We start from the raw sequence: 14,534 nt of genomic DNA, 5'->3' as shown, positions 1-14,534 counted from the left end.
GGCGTCAACGATGCGACTCATGGATGCGCCCGAGGATCTGCTCCCCTTCGCCACCTCGCACGGACTGGGGCCGACGCGCGGGCTGGGCGTTGGACGACGCCCTCGGTCGTGAGTCTCCCAGAGACTCACGGCCCAGGGCAAAGGCTTTGGCACCGACGCCGGCGTGACCCCACACTGGGGCCATGCCGTCGTCGAGCCAGTGGATCGCGTTCCTCGTCGCGTCGATCCTCTTCATCCAGGTGCCGGGCCCGAGCCTGCTCTTCACCATCGGCCGCGCCCTCACCGTGGGTCGGCGCGAGGCGCTGCTGTCCGTGCTCGGCAACGGCCTCGGCCTGACGGCCCAGGTGGCCTTCGTGGCGATCGGCCTCGGCGCGGTCGTGGCGGCCAGCGCGACGGCGTACACCGCGGTCAAGCTGCTCGGGGCGGCGTACGTCATCTGGCTGGGCCTCCAGGCCATCCGCCACCGCAGCGACGCCCGGCTGGCCATGGCCTCCGCCGCTCCGGTCCGGCGCGGGCACCCGGTGCGGATCGGCTTCACGGTCGGGGCGACGAACCCGAAGACGATCGTCTTCTTCGTGGCCTTCCTGCCCCAGTTCACCGACCCGAGCGGCCCGGTGGCCCTGCAGACGATGCTGCTGGGGCTGGTCTTCGGCGTGATGGCCATCGCCTCCGACGGCATGTGGGCCCTCGCCGCCGGCACCGCCCGCGACTGGTTCGCACGGCGGCCCACCCGGCTCGACACCCTCAGCGCCACCGGGGGCACGATGATGATCGGGCTCGGCGCCACCATGCTCACTGTCGACTGAGCTCCTCGACCTCACCGGCCTGCTGCCGCCGGCTCGCGACCACGCTGGTGGCGATCGTCGTGGCGAGGATGCCGACGATGACGAACAGCGAGGCCAGAGTCGGCACGTCCGGCACCGACGGCCAGACCAGGTGCGCCCAGTGGAGCACCAGCTTGGCGCCGATGAAGCCGAGGATCGCGGCGAGGCCGTAGCTGAGGTGGACCAGGGCGCTGAGCGCGCCCTCGAGCACGAAGTAGAGCGCGCGCAGGCCGAGCAGCGCGAAGGCGTTGGTGACGAAGACGAGGTAGGGGTCGCCGGTGATGCCGTAGACGGCGGGCACGGAGTCGACGGCGAAGACGATGTCGGTGGCCAGCACCGCGATGGTCACCAGCCCGAACGGCGTCAGCGCGCGCACGCCCTTCCGGACCACGGTCAGCCGCGCGCCGTCGTACTCGTCGCTCACCGGCATGACGCGGCGCACCACCGTGACCACGCGCATCTGCGACACGTCGACCTCGTGCTCCTGCCCACGGATCGCGTCGCGCAGCAGCTTGACCCCGGTGACGAGCAGGATCGCGCCGAAGACCAGGAAGACCCAGTCGAAGCGGGACAGGGCGGCGGCGCCGAGCGCGATGAACATGCCGCGCAGGACGAGCGCGCCGACGATGCCGTAGAGCAGCACCCGCTGCTTGAGCACCTCGGGCACCGCGAAGGCGGCGAGCAGCAGCATGAAGACGAAGAGGTTGTCGACGCTCAAGGTCTTCTCGACGAGGTAGCCGGTGTAGTACTCCAGGCCGCGGTCACCGCCGTGGACGTTCCAGACGTAGAGGCCGAAGCTGAGCGGCAGCGCGATGTAGAACGCCGACCACGCCAGGGCCTCCTTCATCGAGACCTCGTGGGGCCGGCGCGTGGCGACGAAGTCGACGACCAGCAGGGCCAGGACCGCTGCGATCGTGACGAACCACAGGGTGGGGGAAGCGATGGACGACATGTCTCTCCTCAGGAACGAGCTCCTGAGGTCTCCCCCGCCGGCAGCGTGTCGAGCCGGTCCCCGTCGAGGCGCCTGCGGAGGCGCCGTAGTGACCGACGGAGGTTGGGTGGGGTACTCCCCTCGAGGTGCAGTGTAGTTGACCAGGCAACCAGGTCGCGACCCGACGACGCACCCGTAGGCTCCCGGGATGGAGACCCAGGAGTACGACGTCGTGGTGCTGGGCGGCGGTCCGGCCGGCGAGAACGCAGCCCAGTACGCCGTGGAGGGCACCTCGATGACCGCGGCGATCGTCGAGCGCGAGCTGCTCGGCGGGGAGTGCAGCTATTGGGCGTGCATGCCGAGCAAGGCGCTGCTGAGGCCGATCACCGTGGCCGGGGTGACCGCCGACCTCGAGGGAGTCTCGACGGCGCACGTCGCCGACCGGGCGCTGCTCGCACGGCGCGACACGTGGGTGTCGCACTACGACGACTCCGGCCAGGTGTCGTGGGCCGAGGGTGCGGGCATCGCCGTCGTCCGCGGTGACGGACGGCTGGCCGGCGAGCGGACGATCCGGGTCACGTCCTCCGCGGGCGACCGGCTCGTCCGGGCGCGGCAGGCCGTCGTCATCGCCACCGGGAGCGAGCCGCACGTGCCCGACGTCTACTCCGAGGCGCTCCCCTGGGGCTCGCGCGACGCGACGGGCGTCCTGGAGGTGCCCGACCGCCTCGCGATCGTCGGCGGCGGCGTGGTCGCCTGCGAGGCAGCCGTGTGGATGTCGGCCCTGGGCTCGGAGGTCACCCTGCTCGTGCGCGGACCCCGCCTGCTCGCGCGGATGGAGCCGTTCGCCGGGGAGGCCGTCCTCGACGGCTTGCGGGCTCGCGGGGTCACCGTGCACCTCGGCGCGGCCGTGGCCGACGTACGCCGCTCGGATCCCGCCGACACGGGTGTCGGGCGGATCCACGGCGGGGCGGTCATCCTCACGACGTCCGCCGGCACGACCTCGGCCGGCACGATCGAGGCCGACGAGGTGCTGCTGGCGATCGGGCGCTCGCCGCGACTGGAGTCCCTCGGCCTGGAGTCGGTCGGCCTCTCCCCCGACGACGTGACGGGCGGGCGGCTGCCGGAGTGGCTGCACGCGGTCGGCGACGCCGCCGGTGGGCCGCCGCTCACCCACTGGGGCAAGCACCAGGCGCGGGTCGTCGGGGCGCGCATCGCGGCCGCCGCCGACGGCGAGGTGGCGTGGGAGCCCGACCGCGAGGCGCCCGTGCCCCAGGTCGTCTTCACCGACCCGGAGGTGGCCAGCGTCGGCCTCACCGAGGCCGCCGCGCGCGACGAGGGCCACGAGGTCGTCGTCTCCCGCGTGCCGACGTCCTCGGCGTCGGGCACGAGCCTCCTGCGCGACCACGTCGCCGGCCAGTCCCAGCTGGTCGTCGACGCCCACAGCCGCCTGCTGCTCGGCGCGACGTTCGTCGGGCCGGAGGTCGCCGAGCTGGTCCACGCGGCGACGGTCGCCATCGTCGCCGACGTCCCGGTCCACGTCCTCCGGCACGCCGTCGCGTCGTACCCCACCGCCAGCGAGCTCTGGCTGCGGCTGCTCGAGGAGCTCCCGCCCCGCTTCCGCGCGCCTGCGTGACCTCTCCCCCTCCTCTTCTTTTGGTTTCCCCGCATATGCGGGGAAACCCCGACAGCACGGGGCGGGCAAGCACCCAGAAGCTCGAAACTCGCCCGCGAGGTCGGAGGGCGGGTCAGCCGCGCTCGCGCAGGTAGCGGCCGAAGTGCGGGACCGTGAAGGCGATCCGGCCGCGCTCGCCGGAGTAGACGAGGCCCTTCTTCAGCAGCGAGTCGCGCGCCGGCGAGAGCGACTGCGGCTTCTTGCCGAGCGCAGCGGCGACGTCGGAGCTGAGCACGGCGTCGCCCTCGACCTCACCGGTCGAGGCCTGGGCGACGGCCACGTCGGCCATCGCCATCAGGTAGTCGCGCTCCCCCGGCGTGGCCCGCTCGTAGCGCGAGCCGAAGAAGCCGACCGCGAGCTCGGACTCCGCCTCGGGGGCCGCGACCGCGACGTCGGCGGCGGTGATCGGCGAGCGGGGCGCGAGGTCCCACACGGCCTTGCCGTAGGCCTGGATGAAGTAGGGGTAGCCGCCGGTGGCGTCGTACATCGCGGCGAGCGCCTCGGGCTCGAAGGCCGCGTCCTCGTCGGCCGCGGGCGCCTCGAGGGCGCGGTCGGCCGCGTCGCGGGTGAGGCGGTCGATCCGCTGGTAGCGGAAGAGCCGCTCGCTGTAGGACTTGCTCGCGCTCAGCACCGCGGGCAGGTGCGGCAGCCCGGCACCCACCACGATGACCGGCAGGCCCGACTGGCTGAGCTCGTGGCAGGCGGCGCACAGGGCGGAGACGTCGTCCGGCCCGAGGTCCTGCATCTCGTCGATGAAGATGCCGATGCCCTTGCCGACGTCGGCGGCCAGCCCGCCGAGGTCGGTGAAGAGCTCCACCAGGTCGATCTCGATGTCGCCGGAGTCGGCGCGGCCGCGCACGGCGGGCACGTCGATGCCCGGGCTCCATTGGTCCTTGAGCTTGGCGTTCGCGCCGGCGTCGCGGTGGGCGAAGGACTTGATCACGCCGAGCACGTGGTCGACCGACTCCTCGTCGCGGTGACCGAGCTCGCGCACGGCCTGGTGCAGCGCGCTGCTCAACGGGCGCCGCAGCCCCTGGCCCGGCCGGGCCTCGAGCTTGCCGGTGCCCCAGCCCTTGCGCACGGCGGTGCCGCGCAGCGCGTTGAGCAGCACGGTCTTGCCGACCCCGCGCAGACCGGTGAGCACCAGGCTGCGCTCCGGACGGCCCTTGGCCACCCGCTCGAGGACGACCTCGAAGGCGGCCAGCTGCTCGTCACGGCCGGCGAGCTCGGGCGGGCGCTGGCCCGCGCCCGGGGCGTACGGGTTCCGGATCGGGTCCACGATCAGAAGATATCCGGCAATCTAGGCCGATCCCTAGATCGCCGGATAGTCCGCGAGTCGCCGCTGCTGCGTTCCCCGGATATCCGGGGAAACTGGAGCCTCACCCCCGAAACTTCGCACTGGAACCGCAAGAATCCCCGGGTACCCGGGGATCACAACCGGGACGGCGTCAGCCGGCCTGGACAGGACGGTCGGGGCGGTCGAGGCGTTCGACCCGCTCGCGGGCGACGGCGTACGCCTCGTCGAGGCCCTGGCGGAGGAGGGTGATCAGGTCGGGCACGTCGTCGGCGGGGAGCCGGAAGGTGCCGGCGCAGACGTTGTCGCGCCAGAGCGAGAGGACGACGACCTGCGCCTCCTGATGCCAGGTCACGCGCATCGAGCGATCCTCACCACGGGGGTCGAGGAAGACCTTCCCGGTGCGGGGGACGCGCTGCTGGGCCATGTCCCATTGTGACCCGCCACACAAAGATCTGCCTAGACTCGTCCGCGTGCCCGAGCTGCCGGAGGTCGAAGCCCTCGTCCAGGACCTGCGCGGTCGTCTGGTCGGCAAGGCGATCAGCCGGGTCGACCTGGCCGCCTTCAGCGCCCTCAAGACGTTCGACCCGCCCCTGCAGGCGCTGCACGGCACGCTCGTCGACGACGTGACGCGGCACGGCAAGTTCCTCGACATCGACGCGAGCGGCGTGCACGTGATCATCCACCTGGCCCGGGCCGGCTGGATCCGCTGGCGCGACGAGGTGCCGGCCCTGCCGGCACGGCCCAACAGCAAGAACCCGCTCGCCGCCCGCATCGTCATCGACGACCCGGACCTCGACACGCAGCCCGGCCTCGACGTCACCGAGGCGGGCACCAAGAAGAGCCTCGCGATCTACGTCGTACGCGACCCCGCCGACGTCCCGGGGGTCGCCCGGCTCGGACCGGACCCGCTCGCCGACGACTTCACCATCGAGGTGCTGCGCCGGATCCTCGAGGCCGAGGGCCGCAAGCAGATCAAGGGCGTCCTGCGCATGCAGTCGATCGTCGCCGGCATCGGCAACGCCTACTCCGACGAGATCCTGCACGCGGCGAGGATGTCGCCGTTCAAGCCCGCCAACAGCCTCGACGAGGCCGAGCTGCAGACGTTGTACGACGCCCTCCGCGGCACGCTGGGCGACGCGGTCGCCCGCTCGAGCGGACTGGCGATGAGCGAGCTGAAGGGCGAGAAGAAGAGCAACCTCGCGGTCCACGGCCGCACCGGGCAGCCGTGCCCGGTGTGCGGCGACGTGGTGCGGGAGGTGTCGTTCGCCGACTCGAGCCTGCAGTACTGCGCGACGTGCCAGACCGGCGGCAAGCCGCTCGCCGACCGGCGGATGTCGCGGCTGCTGAAGTGAGACGACACGGGTGCGGCCGGACTCACCCCCGTGAAGTCCGACCGCACCCGGAACGTCAAGACTACCTTGACGGGGTCAATCGTCTCACGCAGTGGCGTTCTTGTCGCCTGACTTCTTCGTGAATCGCTCCCACGCAGCCTGACGCGTCACCCCGAGGGCACGTCCGATCTCGGCCCACGAGACGTTGCGCTCGCGGAGGAGGTCCACCCACTCGTGCGCGAAGGCGACGTTCTGCTCGGCGCTGGCGAGGATCTGGGGCAGGACCGCCAGCACCTCGGCGTCGCTCATGGCCTCCCACGGCATCGTCTTCCGGGCAGCACCCAGGCGCTGCTCGTCGTGGAGGATCGTGTGGAAGTCGTCCACGCACGTGGCGCACACCTGCGCACCGAGCCCGCCGATCAGTGGCACGTCGGTGCCGGGGCCCCCGGGGGTCGCGCAGAACGAGCAGATCCTGCCCTCGCGTGTGATCGACATGCTGCCCTCCCAACCCCGTACGAACGATGCTACCCGCCCGGCCTCGATCCCACCGGCGTACGGAGAAGCCGCCCGGACGTCACTCGGTGGAGTCCGGCATCTCCGGCAGCTCGGGCATCTCGAGGTCGTCGAGCGGGTTGCCGCAGGTCTCGGTGAGGTAGTCGGAGAAGGCCTTCGCCTGCTTCTGGACCTCCTCTGAGGCGTCCTTGCCGCCGGACTCGATCTCCTCGAGCTTCTCGATGGAGAAGTCGGAGGCGTCGATGTCCCTGGCCTGCGCGACGACCGCGTCGAAACCCTTGCGCGCGTCGTCGGGGATGTCCTCGGGCGTGCCGACCCGCTCGAGCTCGGCGCCCCAGTCCTTGACTGCCTTGGCCATCGCCTCGTCGCTCGGGAGCTCGGGGTTGCTCATGTCGTCGGGCATGAGGTCGGCGAGCAGGCTGGACTGCGTCTCGCAGAAGTCCTTCTCGCTCGCGTCGGTGGGGGCACCGCCACCGCCGCACGCCGCGGTCGCGGCGCCGACCAGCAGCACGGCGCTGGTCATCGTCAGGCGGGTCGAGATCTTCATGGGTTCCCCTTCGCTAGTCGTCCACGTGGAACAGGGCCGGCAGCGGGAGGTGCAACGCGTGCTCGAGCGCCTCGAGGTACTCCCCGCGCGGACGTCGTACGACGCCCAGCGAGGCCAGGTGCGGAGTCTGCCACTGCACGTCGAGCAGCCGCTGGTCGGCGTACTGGTCGCGCATCAGGTCCACGAGCCCGAGGAGCGCGACCTTGGAGGCGTCGCGCTCGCGGTGGAACATCGACTCCCCGGCGAACAGGCCGCCGATGCTGACGCCGTAGAGCCCGCCGGCCAGCCGGCCGTCGCGCCACGCCTCGACGGAGTGCGCCCAGCCGAGGCGGTGCATCCGGCCGTAGGCGCGGGCGAAGTCGGGCGTGATCCAGCCGTCGGGCCGCTCCGGGCTGCCGCACTCGGCGAGCACCTCGTCGAAGGCGGTGTCGACGCGGATCTCGAAGTCCCGCGCCGCACGCCGCAGCGACCGCGAGACGCGTACGCCGTCGAGCGGCAGGACGCCGCGCTCGACCGGGGAGAACCAGCCGAGCTGCTCCTCGCCGTCGAGCGTCACGGGCATCGGGAAGAGCCCGACGCTGTAGGCCGCGACGAGCGTGCCTGGCTCGAGGTCCGCACCCAGCGCGACGAGGTCGTCGTCGGGGTCCCACGTCGCGTGGGGCGGGAAGCCCCAGGGCGTGGGGGCGGGGGCTATCGGCACGGATCGAACGCTAGTCCACGACGCGTCGTACCCCGGTGGCGTCGCGCGCGCCCTGTGGCCCGCGACCGTACGATCGGGGCATGGGGTTGAAGCAGACGGTCGGGCGACAGCTCGCGCCGAGGATCCAGGAGCTCGCGCCGGGGCTGACGACCGGCTTCGTGCGCGAGGCCCTCAACCGTGCGATCGACGGCATCGGGCCGCTCGCGCCGGCCGCCGCCGCCGCGGAGAAGCAGCTCGCCGAGCAGCGCGGCAACGTCGAGCGCGCGATCCACGAGGTCATCGAGAACAACGTCCGCATCGCCGGCGCGCAGGGCTTCGCGACCAACGTCGGCGGCCTCGTCACGATGGCGGTCACGATCCCGGCCAACGTCACCGGCCTGGCGCTGATCCAGTGCCGGATGGTGGCCGGCATCGCGCACCTGCGCGGCCACGACCTCGACGACCCGCGGGTCCGCAACGCGATCCTGGCGCTGCTGCTCGGTGAGGACCAGGTCGACGAGCTGATCAAGAAGAAGAAGCTCCCCAACACCCCGATGGCGCTGGCCACCGCCCCGGCCCACGACCCGACCCTCGACGGCACGATCTCCGCCGTCGTGGCCACCGACATCATCACCCGCGTCGCCGGCAAGCGGCTGGCCACCACCGTCGGTCGGCGGGTGCCCGTCGTCGGCGGAGTGGTGGGCGCGGGGGCCGACGGCTACGCGACGTGGAAGATCGGTCGCTACGCCGACCGCGAGCTGCTGCCGCGGCCGCGGTGATGCGCTGGCGGTTGCTCGCCCTGCTGTCGCTGACGGCATGCCTCGCGGTGACGTCCGCGCCCGTCGCGTCGGCGGGCGAGGCGTGCGACGGTCGCCCGGCGACGATCGTCGCCGTGGACGGCCGACCCACCCATGGGACGGAGGGCGCCGACGTCATCGTCGGCACCGATGGGCCCGACCTGATCGAGGCACTGGGTGGCGACGACGTCGTCTGCGGGCTCGGCGGAGCCGACGAGCTCCGCGGCGGGGAAGGTGACGACCGGCTCTTCGGCGGCCTCAGCGGCCGTGACGAGAACGGGGTCTACCAGGCAGACCTGGTCGTCCCGGGTGCGGGTGACGACACCGTCGACGTGGGGCTCGACCCGACCGCGCTCACGGATGGACAGGAGGACAACGGGCCGGGTTTCGACTCGATCAGCTGGGAGGACAGCCCGGCGGGCGTCACGGTCGACCTCGTGGCCGGCACCGCGGTCGGCGAGGGTTCGGACACGATCGTCCTCCAGCCTGCGATCAAGGTCGTCGGATCGGCGCATGCCGACAGCATCACCGGGTCCGAACGCGACGAGCTGTTCGACACCGGACCCGGCGACGACGTCGTCACCTCCGCGGGCGGCGACGACTCGATCACGCCCCGGGCCGGGGACGACCGCATCGACGCAGGGGACGGCGACGACTTCCTCGTGCTCGGCAGCGGTGCGGACGACGTGGACACCGGAGCAGGTGCCGACTTCGTCGACCTGCAGCGTGGCGCCCTGGGATCGAGGGTCCTCGTCGGTACCGGGAGGGACCAGGTCCTCGTGTCCGCGCCCGCCGACATCGACACCGGGAGCGGCCGCGACGACCTGCTCCTGGTCCTGCGCCCCGGCGACCGGTTCGCCGTCGGGGGTGGCACCGGACGCGACCACATCGACGTCGTCCCGCGCGGCTTCGCCGACGGACCGATGACCTGGGACAACGCCCGCGGCCGGGTGACGGCCGGCAGGAAGCTCGTCGGACGGACGTCCGGCTTCGAGCGCTTCACGCTCTCCGACGGGGTGCGGTGGACGTTCCTCGGCGCCGACCACGGCGAGCGGGTCCGCGCGTACTACGGAGCCCCGCCGGTCCTGCTGCGCGGTGGCGGTGGCGCCGACGTCCTCTGGGGCACGGAGAACGACGACGTGCTCGACGGCGGGACCGGACGCGACGTGCTCCACGGCAGCCCCGGCCGGGACGTCTGCCGCGCCGGTGAGGTGCTCCGAGGCTGCGAGTCGCGCCGCCGCTGATCAGTCGGTCGCGGTCGCGCCGAGCTCGAGCTGCTCGATCCGTGCCCGGAGGCAGCCCTCGGCCATCCGCCACAGGGTGGCGGAGTGGGCGTGCTGGTGGTGGACCCCGGTGCCCGGTCGCGCCCGGTCCCGGAACGCCTCCTGCAGCAGGGCGCGCGCGGCGAACTCGTCAGCGACGAGCGAGAGCTCGCTGATCAAGGACGCTGGTGCGACGGTGACCCCCATGGGGAGACATTGCCACCCGAGCCGCCTCGCACCGCAGGATCGACGGCACATTGCTCAATTTTGGCGGGAAACCGCTACGCCAAGTGCCTGCGGGCCTTGGCCCTCCGGTAGACGTCCAGCGTGCCGCGCCCGGCCGGGGAGTCCTCGAGGGTCGTCACGATCTTGCGCTTGACCCGGTACGACGCCGTCATCCGCGCGCGGTCGAGCTCGGCGTGCGCCTCCCGCAGCTCCTCGTGCAGCCGCTCCTCGACCGCCCGCAGCCGGGCGCCCTCGACCAGCAGGGCGCTGATCGCGTCGAGGGCCGGCGGGAGCAGCTCCTCCGCGCTGGCCCGGTCGGGGTCGGCGAAGGTGCCGAGGTCGGCGCCGAGCAGGTCGTCGAGCGAGCCGCTGACGTCGTAGCCGCGATCGGTGAGCACCGCGACCCAGCTGCGGCACAGCTCCTGGGCCCACGCGTGGTCGTCGGGCGAGAGCCCGAGGCGCGCCGAGGCGACCCCGCGCGAGAGCGTCTGGTGGGCGAGCAGCTCGCGCACGAGCGGGCGGTAGTCGGGCGGGGCCAGGATCGAGGTCACCCGCTGGTTGATGGTGCGCAGCAGCGAGGTCTCCGGCACGCCGAGGGAGGGGTTCTCCCGCTCGGCGGCGAGGTCGAGGTCGAGGCCGTCGAGGCCGAAGGTGTGCGAGAAGCGGCGCCACAGCTCGCCGCGGTCCGAGCCCGACGGCGGGACGGTCACGAGGTGGACGTGGTCGGCGGGGAGCGAGGAGCCCCACCGGTCGAGGATGTCGGGGATCTCCTGCACCGCCCAGAACCACGAGCCGATCTTGGTCTCGCGCCCGGGGTCGCGGATGGTCTGGAGGAACCTCGCGTAGGTGATGTGGCTGCGGTGCTTGACGTTCTCCTGCCACTCCGCGGGGATCTGGCGCACCAGGTCGCGCACCGAGAGCACGAGGTGGACCTCGGCGTCGCCGAGCGAGTCGAGCGCGCGCCGGACCTGGGTCGGCGTGGCGCGGGCGAAGATCTCGTGGCTGATGATCGCCGTGCCGTGCCACTCGCGCACCTGTTCCGCGAGCCGGTCCCACGCGCCGACGGCCTCCGTCTCGAGGCCTCCCCACGGCAGCGTCATCAGGTCGAGCGCGGCCAGGAAGTGCGCGTCGAAGCGGTCGGCCGGGTAGAGGATGTCGTGCTCGCGCAGCACCGACTGGTTGCGGAACAGCACGTCCTGCAGGTAGGACGTGCCCGTCTTCGGGCAGCCCACGTGCAGCAGCACCCGCCTGCTCACCGCTCCACCTGCCCTTCCCTGCTCGCTCCCGTGCGCCACCTCGGGTCCACGACCATCCTGATCGCCAGGTCCAGCACCTGCTGGTCGTCGGGGCCGGTCACGGCGGACGGCTCGGTGCGCGGAGCGAGGTCGGCGAGGTCGCCCACGACAGGGTAGCCAGCGCGGGTCAGGCTGCGCGTCATCCGTGCCGCCGACGAGGCCACCCACTCCCGCTCCCGGGCGGGTACGCCGACGGGCGCGGCGCCGGTGTCGGGGATCCGTCGCTGGAGCGTCCGCATCAGGTCGGGCCGCCGCTCGGCCGGGACCTTCAGCCCGACCACCGCCGCCACCCGCCGGGCCAGCTCGGCCTGGTCGGCGCCGGGCACCCGGACCTGCGGCAGCGTGCGCACCCCGACCTGGTGGGGCAGCCGGTCGAGGTCGGTGACGATCCGGACGAACGGTCGGCGCGCGTGCCAGCGGTGCACCGACGCGGGCAGGTCGGCGCGCGCCGGGAGCTGGTCGCGCTCGCGCCAGAACCGCAGCCACTCGGTCCACGGCAGGGCGCCGGTCTCGAAGCAGCGCTGCGTCCACGTGCGGGCGAGCAGGTCGTCGAGCGGCGCACCCACGGCGACGAGGAAGGGCCGCGGGCCGCCCTCGGGCCGGCCGCGCGCGAGCAGGTCCTGGCGCAGCACCCCCACCACCACGGGGTCCCCGACCAGGCGGAACCGCCGCCGCCACGGCCGCACCCAGGACCTGCGCACCGGGTCGGCGCCGAGCGTGACGAGGTCGTCGGCGAGCAGCACGCTGGCCACCCGGAGCAGCTCGTGGGCGCTCACCGTCGCGGGGTCGACCGGCTGGGCACCGAAGCCCGCAGCCGACGTCCCGAGCAGCGGCAGGTCGGCCTTGCCGCGACCGGCCGCCGGGGCGGCGAGCACGCGGTCGGCCAGTCGAGTGCGCTCGCGGTCGTGGTCGCCACGGGGCTGCGCACTCGACCCGAGGGCGAGGTTGATGCGACGGAGCAGCTCGAGCTGCTGCGCGCCCGGCATCGGCCCGGGACGCACCACGGGTGAGTCGGCGCGGTCGGCCCAGGCCAGCCACGGCGTCGTACCCCCGTCGCGCAGGTGCGCGACCCAGCTGTGCGCGCGCCCGGACGACCCGGACGCGGCAGGGTCGGCGGTCAACGCTCGCGCAGCCGACGAGCCGTGTCGCGCAGGCGTCCGCCCAAGGAGTCGGACTGCGCGCCCTTCGCGGCCTCCTGCGTCATGACGGTGAGCGCGTCGAGGGCGGCGCCGAGCTCGAGCTTCGCGCGGACCCGGTCGGGGTTCTTCCACTCCGTGCCCTCGGCGGGCCGGCGCGGGCGCAGGTCCTCCACGTCGCCGATCACGTCGACGCCGCTGCCCTTGATCCAGTCGATCCAGGCCTGGGCGCGCTCCTCGGCGAAGTCGAAGCGCTCGGGGGGCAGCCGCACCGGGATCGCCTTGCGGGAGACGAGCACCTCCTGCGCGAGCAGCTCGCGGATGAGGTTGTCGTAGGCCGGCTCGCGCCACACGCCGAGCTCGAGGCGCCGGTTGAGCTTGCGCAGCAGCGACGTCTCGGCGATGCCCAGCGACCGGTTGTCGCGCTCGGAGTCCAGGGGCGCCCAGGCGGGGTCGATGCCGAAGGCGCGGCAGAACCGCAGCCACAGCTCGTCGCCGTTGGGACCGCGGTCGTGCGGGACCGTGACCACGTGGACGCGCTCGGGGGGCAGCTTGGCGCCCCACTGGGAGAGCACCCGCGGCAGGTCCATGGCGTTGAAGAACCACGTCTGGCCGCGCTCGACCTTGTTGAGGAAGCGACGGAAGGGCCACTTGCGCCCCTGCTTGATCGACTCCTGCCACGCGGCGGGCAGCTGCCGGGCGAGGTCGCGCGCGGAGTAGACGACGTGGATCTCGTTGCCGGCGAGGTCGTTCATCGCCTTGGCGATCTTGTCGGGCTTCGCGCCGGCGAGGATCTCGTGGCTGATCACGACGTTGCCGTCGGCCCGGCGCACGCGCTTGACCATGGTGTCCCAGGCGCCGTCGGCGTGCCCGGCCGCGCCGCCCCAGTCCTGCTCGAGCAGGTCGAGCGCGGCGCGGAAGTGGAAGACGTCGGTGTCGACGAAGCGGTTCTTCGACGGGATCACCACGCCGTGGCGCGCCAGCTGGGCGGCGTTGAGCATGAGCCGGTCCTGCAGGTAGGTCGTCCCGGTCTTGGGGGCGCCGATGTGCAGGTGTACGACGCGGCTCATGGGTCGAGAGTCTAGGACCCGGAGCCGAGCGCGCGTACGACGGCGCTCGGACTGGGGCGGCCGAGCTGGCCGGCCATCCACACGCTGGTGCCCACGACGGCGTCGAGGTCGACGCCGTGGTCGATGCCCAGCCCGGTCAGCATCCACACGAGGTCCTCGGTGGCGAGGTTGCCGGTCGCCGACCTCGCGTAGGGGCAGCCGCCGAGACCGCCGGCGCTGGCGTCGAACGTCGTGATGCCCGCCTGCAGCGCCGAGAAGGTGTTGGCCAGCGCCTGGCCGTAGGTGTCGTGGAAGTGCATGGCCAGCCGCTCGGTGCCGACGCCCGCCGCGTCGAAGGCCGCGACGAGGGCCTTCACGTGCCCGGCGGTCGCGACCCCGATCGTGTCGCCGAGGCTCAGCTGGCTCGCCCCGAGGTCGAGCAGCCGGGTGCCGGCGGTGACGACCTGCTCGACCGGCACCGCGCCCTCCCACGGGTCGCCGAAGCACATCGAGACGTAGGCCCGCACGTCCATGCCGGCCGCGCGGGCGCGCGCCACGGTGGGCTCGAACATCGCGAACTGCTCGTCGAAGGTGCGGTTGAGGTTCTTGCTGGCGAAGGTCTCGGTCGCGCTGCCGAAGATCGCGATGTGCTCCAGGCCGAGCTCGAGCGCCCGGTCGAGGCCGCGCTCGTTGGGCACCAGCACGGGGAGGTGGCGCCCGGCCTCGCCGAGGTCGGCCATCAGCTCCGCGGCGTCGGCGAGCTGCGGCACCCACGTGGGGTGCACGAAGGAGGTGGCCTCGACGATCGGGAGCCCGGCGGCCACGAGGCGTCGTACGAACTCGGCCTTGACGTCGACCGGGACGACCGACTTCTCGTTCTGGAGGCCGTCGCGCGGGCCGACCTCGTAGATCGTGACCCGCTCGGGAAGGCCGTCGGCGCGCACCGTCATGGGAAGTGCGCGTCCGGACGCGCGAT

The 14,534-nt window shown here is 72.8% G+C and carries 16 protein-coding genes; 5 read left to right on the top strand and 11 right to left on the bottom strand.

From position 1 onward, the window contains the following. Positions 1–182 precede the first annotated feature (182 nt). Positions 183–806 (top strand): LysE family translocator, encoded by a 624-nt coding sequence (locus ACS3YM_RS17910; protein WP_439937793.1) that lies wholly within the window; start codon positions 183–185, stop codon positions 804–806. On the opposite strand, the gene ACS3YM_RS17905 is transcribed toward ACS3YM_RS17910, so the two are convergent. Continuing rightward, positions 793–1,776 (bottom strand): TerC/Alx family metal homeostasis membrane protein, encoded by a 984-nt coding sequence (locus ACS3YM_RS17905; protein ID WP_439937792.1) that lies wholly within the window; start codon positions 1,774–1,776, stop codon positions 793–795. The two genes, ACS3YM_RS17910 and ACS3YM_RS17905, sit on opposite strands and share 14 nt — an antisense overlap. A gap of 187 nt (positions 1,777–1,963) precedes the next feature. On the opposite strand from ACS3YM_RS17905, the gene ACS3YM_RS17900 reads away from it, so the two are divergent. Beyond that, positions 1,964–3,388, top strand: a complete 1,425-nt coding sequence (locus tag ACS3YM_RS17900) for a dihydrolipoyl dehydrogenase family protein (protein WP_439937791.1) — start codon at positions 1,964–1,966, stop codon at positions 3,386–3,388. Between the two features lie 112 nt (positions 3,389–3,500). On the opposite strand, the gene ACS3YM_RS17895 is transcribed toward ACS3YM_RS17900, so the two are convergent. Then, positions 3,501–4,706, bottom strand: coding sequence for an AAA family ATPase (locus tag ACS3YM_RS17895; protein ID WP_439937790.1), 1,206 nt, complete (start codon positions 4,704–4,706; stop codon positions 3,501–3,503). A gap of 169 nt (positions 4,707–4,875) precedes the next feature. Beyond that, positions 4,876–5,148, bottom strand: a complete 273-nt coding sequence (locus ACS3YM_RS17890; RefSeq protein WP_439937789.1) for a hypothetical protein — start codon at positions 5,146–5,148, stop codon at positions 4,876–4,878. A 46-nt stretch (positions 5,149–5,194) separates the two neighbouring features. Between ACS3YM_RS17890 and ACS3YM_RS17885 the strand changes: the two genes are divergently transcribed. Further along, positions 5,195–6,076 (top strand): Fpg/Nei family DNA glycosylase, encoded by an 882-nt coding sequence (locus ACS3YM_RS17885; RefSeq protein ID WP_439937788.1) that lies wholly within the window; start codon positions 5,195–5,197, stop codon positions 6,074–6,076. 84 nt (positions 6,077–6,160) lie between these two features. Here the strand turns inward: ACS3YM_RS17885 and ACS3YM_RS17880 are convergent, their stop codons facing one another. The 3 genes from ACS3YM_RS17880 to aat all read right to left on the bottom strand — a co-directional run bounded on the left by ACS3YM_RS17880 (position 6,161) and on the right by aat (position 7,815). Continuing rightward, positions 6,161–6,550 carry a ClpX C4-type zinc finger protein gene (locus ACS3YM_RS17880; RefSeq protein ID WP_439937787.1) on the bottom strand — a complete coding sequence of 130 codons (390 nt, stop codon included), beginning with the start codon at positions 6,548–6,550 and terminating at the stop codon, positions 6,161–6,163. Positions 6,551–6,629: 79 nt separating this feature from the next. Continuing rightward, the gene (locus ACS3YM_RS17875) at positions 6,630–7,115 is read right to left on the bottom strand and encodes a hypothetical protein (protein WP_439937786.1); all 486 of its coding nucleotides are present in this window, start codon (positions 7,113–7,115) and stop codon (positions 6,630–6,632) included. Positions 7,116–7,128: 13 nt separating this feature from the next. Continuing rightward, the gene (aat, locus tag ACS3YM_RS17870) at positions 7,129–7,815 is read right to left on the bottom strand and encodes a leucyl/phenylalanyl-tRNA--protein transferase (RefSeq protein WP_439937785.1); all 687 of its coding nucleotides are present in this window, start codon (positions 7,813–7,815) and stop codon (positions 7,129–7,131) included. Positions 7,816–7,895: 80 nt separating this feature from the next. Between aat and ACS3YM_RS17865 the strand changes: the two genes are divergently transcribed. Together ACS3YM_RS17865 and ACS3YM_RS17860 are read left to right on the top strand one after the other, a co-directional pair. Then, on the top strand, positions 7,896–8,573 hold the full coding sequence (locus ACS3YM_RS17865) for an EcsC family protein (protein WP_439937784.1): 678 nt from the start codon (positions 7,896–7,898) through the stop codon (positions 8,571–8,573). Then, entirely contained in the window at positions 8,522–9,835 is a 1,314-nt protein-coding gene (locus ACS3YM_RS17860) for a calcium-binding protein (protein WP_439937783.1), read from the top strand. Before ACS3YM_RS17865 ends, ACS3YM_RS17860 begins: the two co-directional genes overlap by 52 nt. Here ACS3YM_RS17860 and ACS3YM_RS17855 read toward each other — a convergent pair whose 3' ends face one another. The 5 genes from ACS3YM_RS17855 to ACS3YM_RS17835 all read right to left on the bottom strand — a co-directional run bounded on the left by ACS3YM_RS17855 (position 9,836) and on the right by ACS3YM_RS17835 (position 14,508). Further along, entirely contained in the window at positions 9,836–10,060 is a 225-nt protein-coding gene (locus ACS3YM_RS17855) for a hypothetical protein (protein ID WP_439937782.1), read from the bottom strand. 74 nt (positions 10,061–10,134) lie between these two features. Beyond that, positions 10,135–11,334, bottom strand: a complete 1,200-nt coding sequence (locus ACS3YM_RS17850) for a hypothetical protein (RefSeq protein WP_439937781.1) — start codon at positions 11,332–11,334, stop codon at positions 10,135–10,137. Further along, positions 11,331–12,494, bottom strand: a complete 1,164-nt coding sequence (locus ACS3YM_RS17845) for a hypothetical protein (protein WP_439937780.1) — start codon at positions 12,492–12,494, stop codon at positions 11,331–11,333. The genes ACS3YM_RS17850 and ACS3YM_RS17845 overlap by 4 nt, the downstream gene beginning before the upstream one ends. Continuing rightward, a complete protein-coding gene (locus ACS3YM_RS17840) occupies positions 12,491–13,579 on the bottom strand; it encodes a hypothetical protein (protein ID WP_439937779.1) in 1,089 nt (362 codons plus the stop codon). Before ACS3YM_RS17840 ends, ACS3YM_RS17845 begins: the two co-directional genes overlap by 4 nt. Positions 13,580–13,590: 11 nt before the next feature. Then, a complete protein-coding gene (locus tag ACS3YM_RS17835) occupies positions 13,591–14,508 on the bottom strand; it encodes a hydroxymethylglutaryl-CoA lyase (protein ID WP_439937778.1) in 918 nt (305 codons plus the stop codon). Between the last annotated feature and the right edge of the window lie 26 nt (positions 14,509–14,534).

The organism is Nocardioides sp. N13(2025) (assembly GCF_051912545.1).
GTDB lineage: Bacteria > Actinomycetota > Actinomycetes > Propionibacteriales > Nocardioidaceae > Nocardioides.
The sequence above is the reverse complement of the archived record's forward strand: the minus strand, read 5'-3'. Positions and strand labels throughout refer to the sequence as shown.

What these genes read in the sequence shown, in the direction of transcription:
- ACS3YM_RS17910 (WP_439937793.1), top strand. Translation starts at nt 183, where the DNA reads ATGCCGTCGTCGAGCCAGTGGATCGCGTTCCTCGTCGCGTCGATCCTC.
- ACS3YM_RS17905 (WP_439937792.1), bottom strand. Translation starts at nt 1,776, where the DNA reads ATGTCGTCCATCGCTTCCCCCACCCTGTGGTTCGTCACGATCGCAGCG.
- ACS3YM_RS17900 (WP_439937791.1), top strand. Translation starts at nt 1,964, where the DNA reads ATGGAGACCCAGGAGTACGACGTCGTGGTGCTGGGCGGCGGTCCGGCC.
- ACS3YM_RS17890 (WP_439937789.1), bottom strand. Translation starts at nt 5,148, where the DNA reads ATGGCCCAGCAGCGCGTCCCCCGCACCGGGAAGGTCTTCCTCGACCCC.
- ACS3YM_RS17880 (WP_439937787.1), bottom strand. Translation starts at nt 6,550, where the DNA reads ATGTCGATCACACGCGAGGGCAGGATCTGCTCGTTCTGCGCGACCCCC.
- ACS3YM_RS17875 (WP_439937786.1), bottom strand. Translation starts at nt 7,115, where the DNA reads ATGAAGATCTCGACCCGCCTGACGATGACCAGCGCCGTGCTGCTGGTC.
- ACS3YM_RS17865 (WP_439937784.1), top strand. Translation starts at nt 7,896, where the DNA reads ATGGGGTTGAAGCAGACGGTCGGGCGACAGCTCGCGCCGAGGATCCAG.
- ACS3YM_RS17855 (WP_439937782.1), bottom strand. Translation starts at nt 10,060, where the DNA reads ATGGGGGTCACCGTCGCACCAGCGTCCTTGATCAGCGAGCTCTCGCTC.
- ACS3YM_RS17840 (WP_439937779.1), bottom strand. Translation starts at nt 13,579, where the DNA reads ATGAGCCGCGTCGTACACCTGCACATCGGCGCCCCCAAGACCGGGACG.
- ACS3YM_RS17835 (WP_439937778.1), bottom strand. Translation starts at nt 14,508, where the DNA reads ATGACGGTGCGCGCCGACGGCCTTCCCGAGCGGGTCACGATCTACGAG.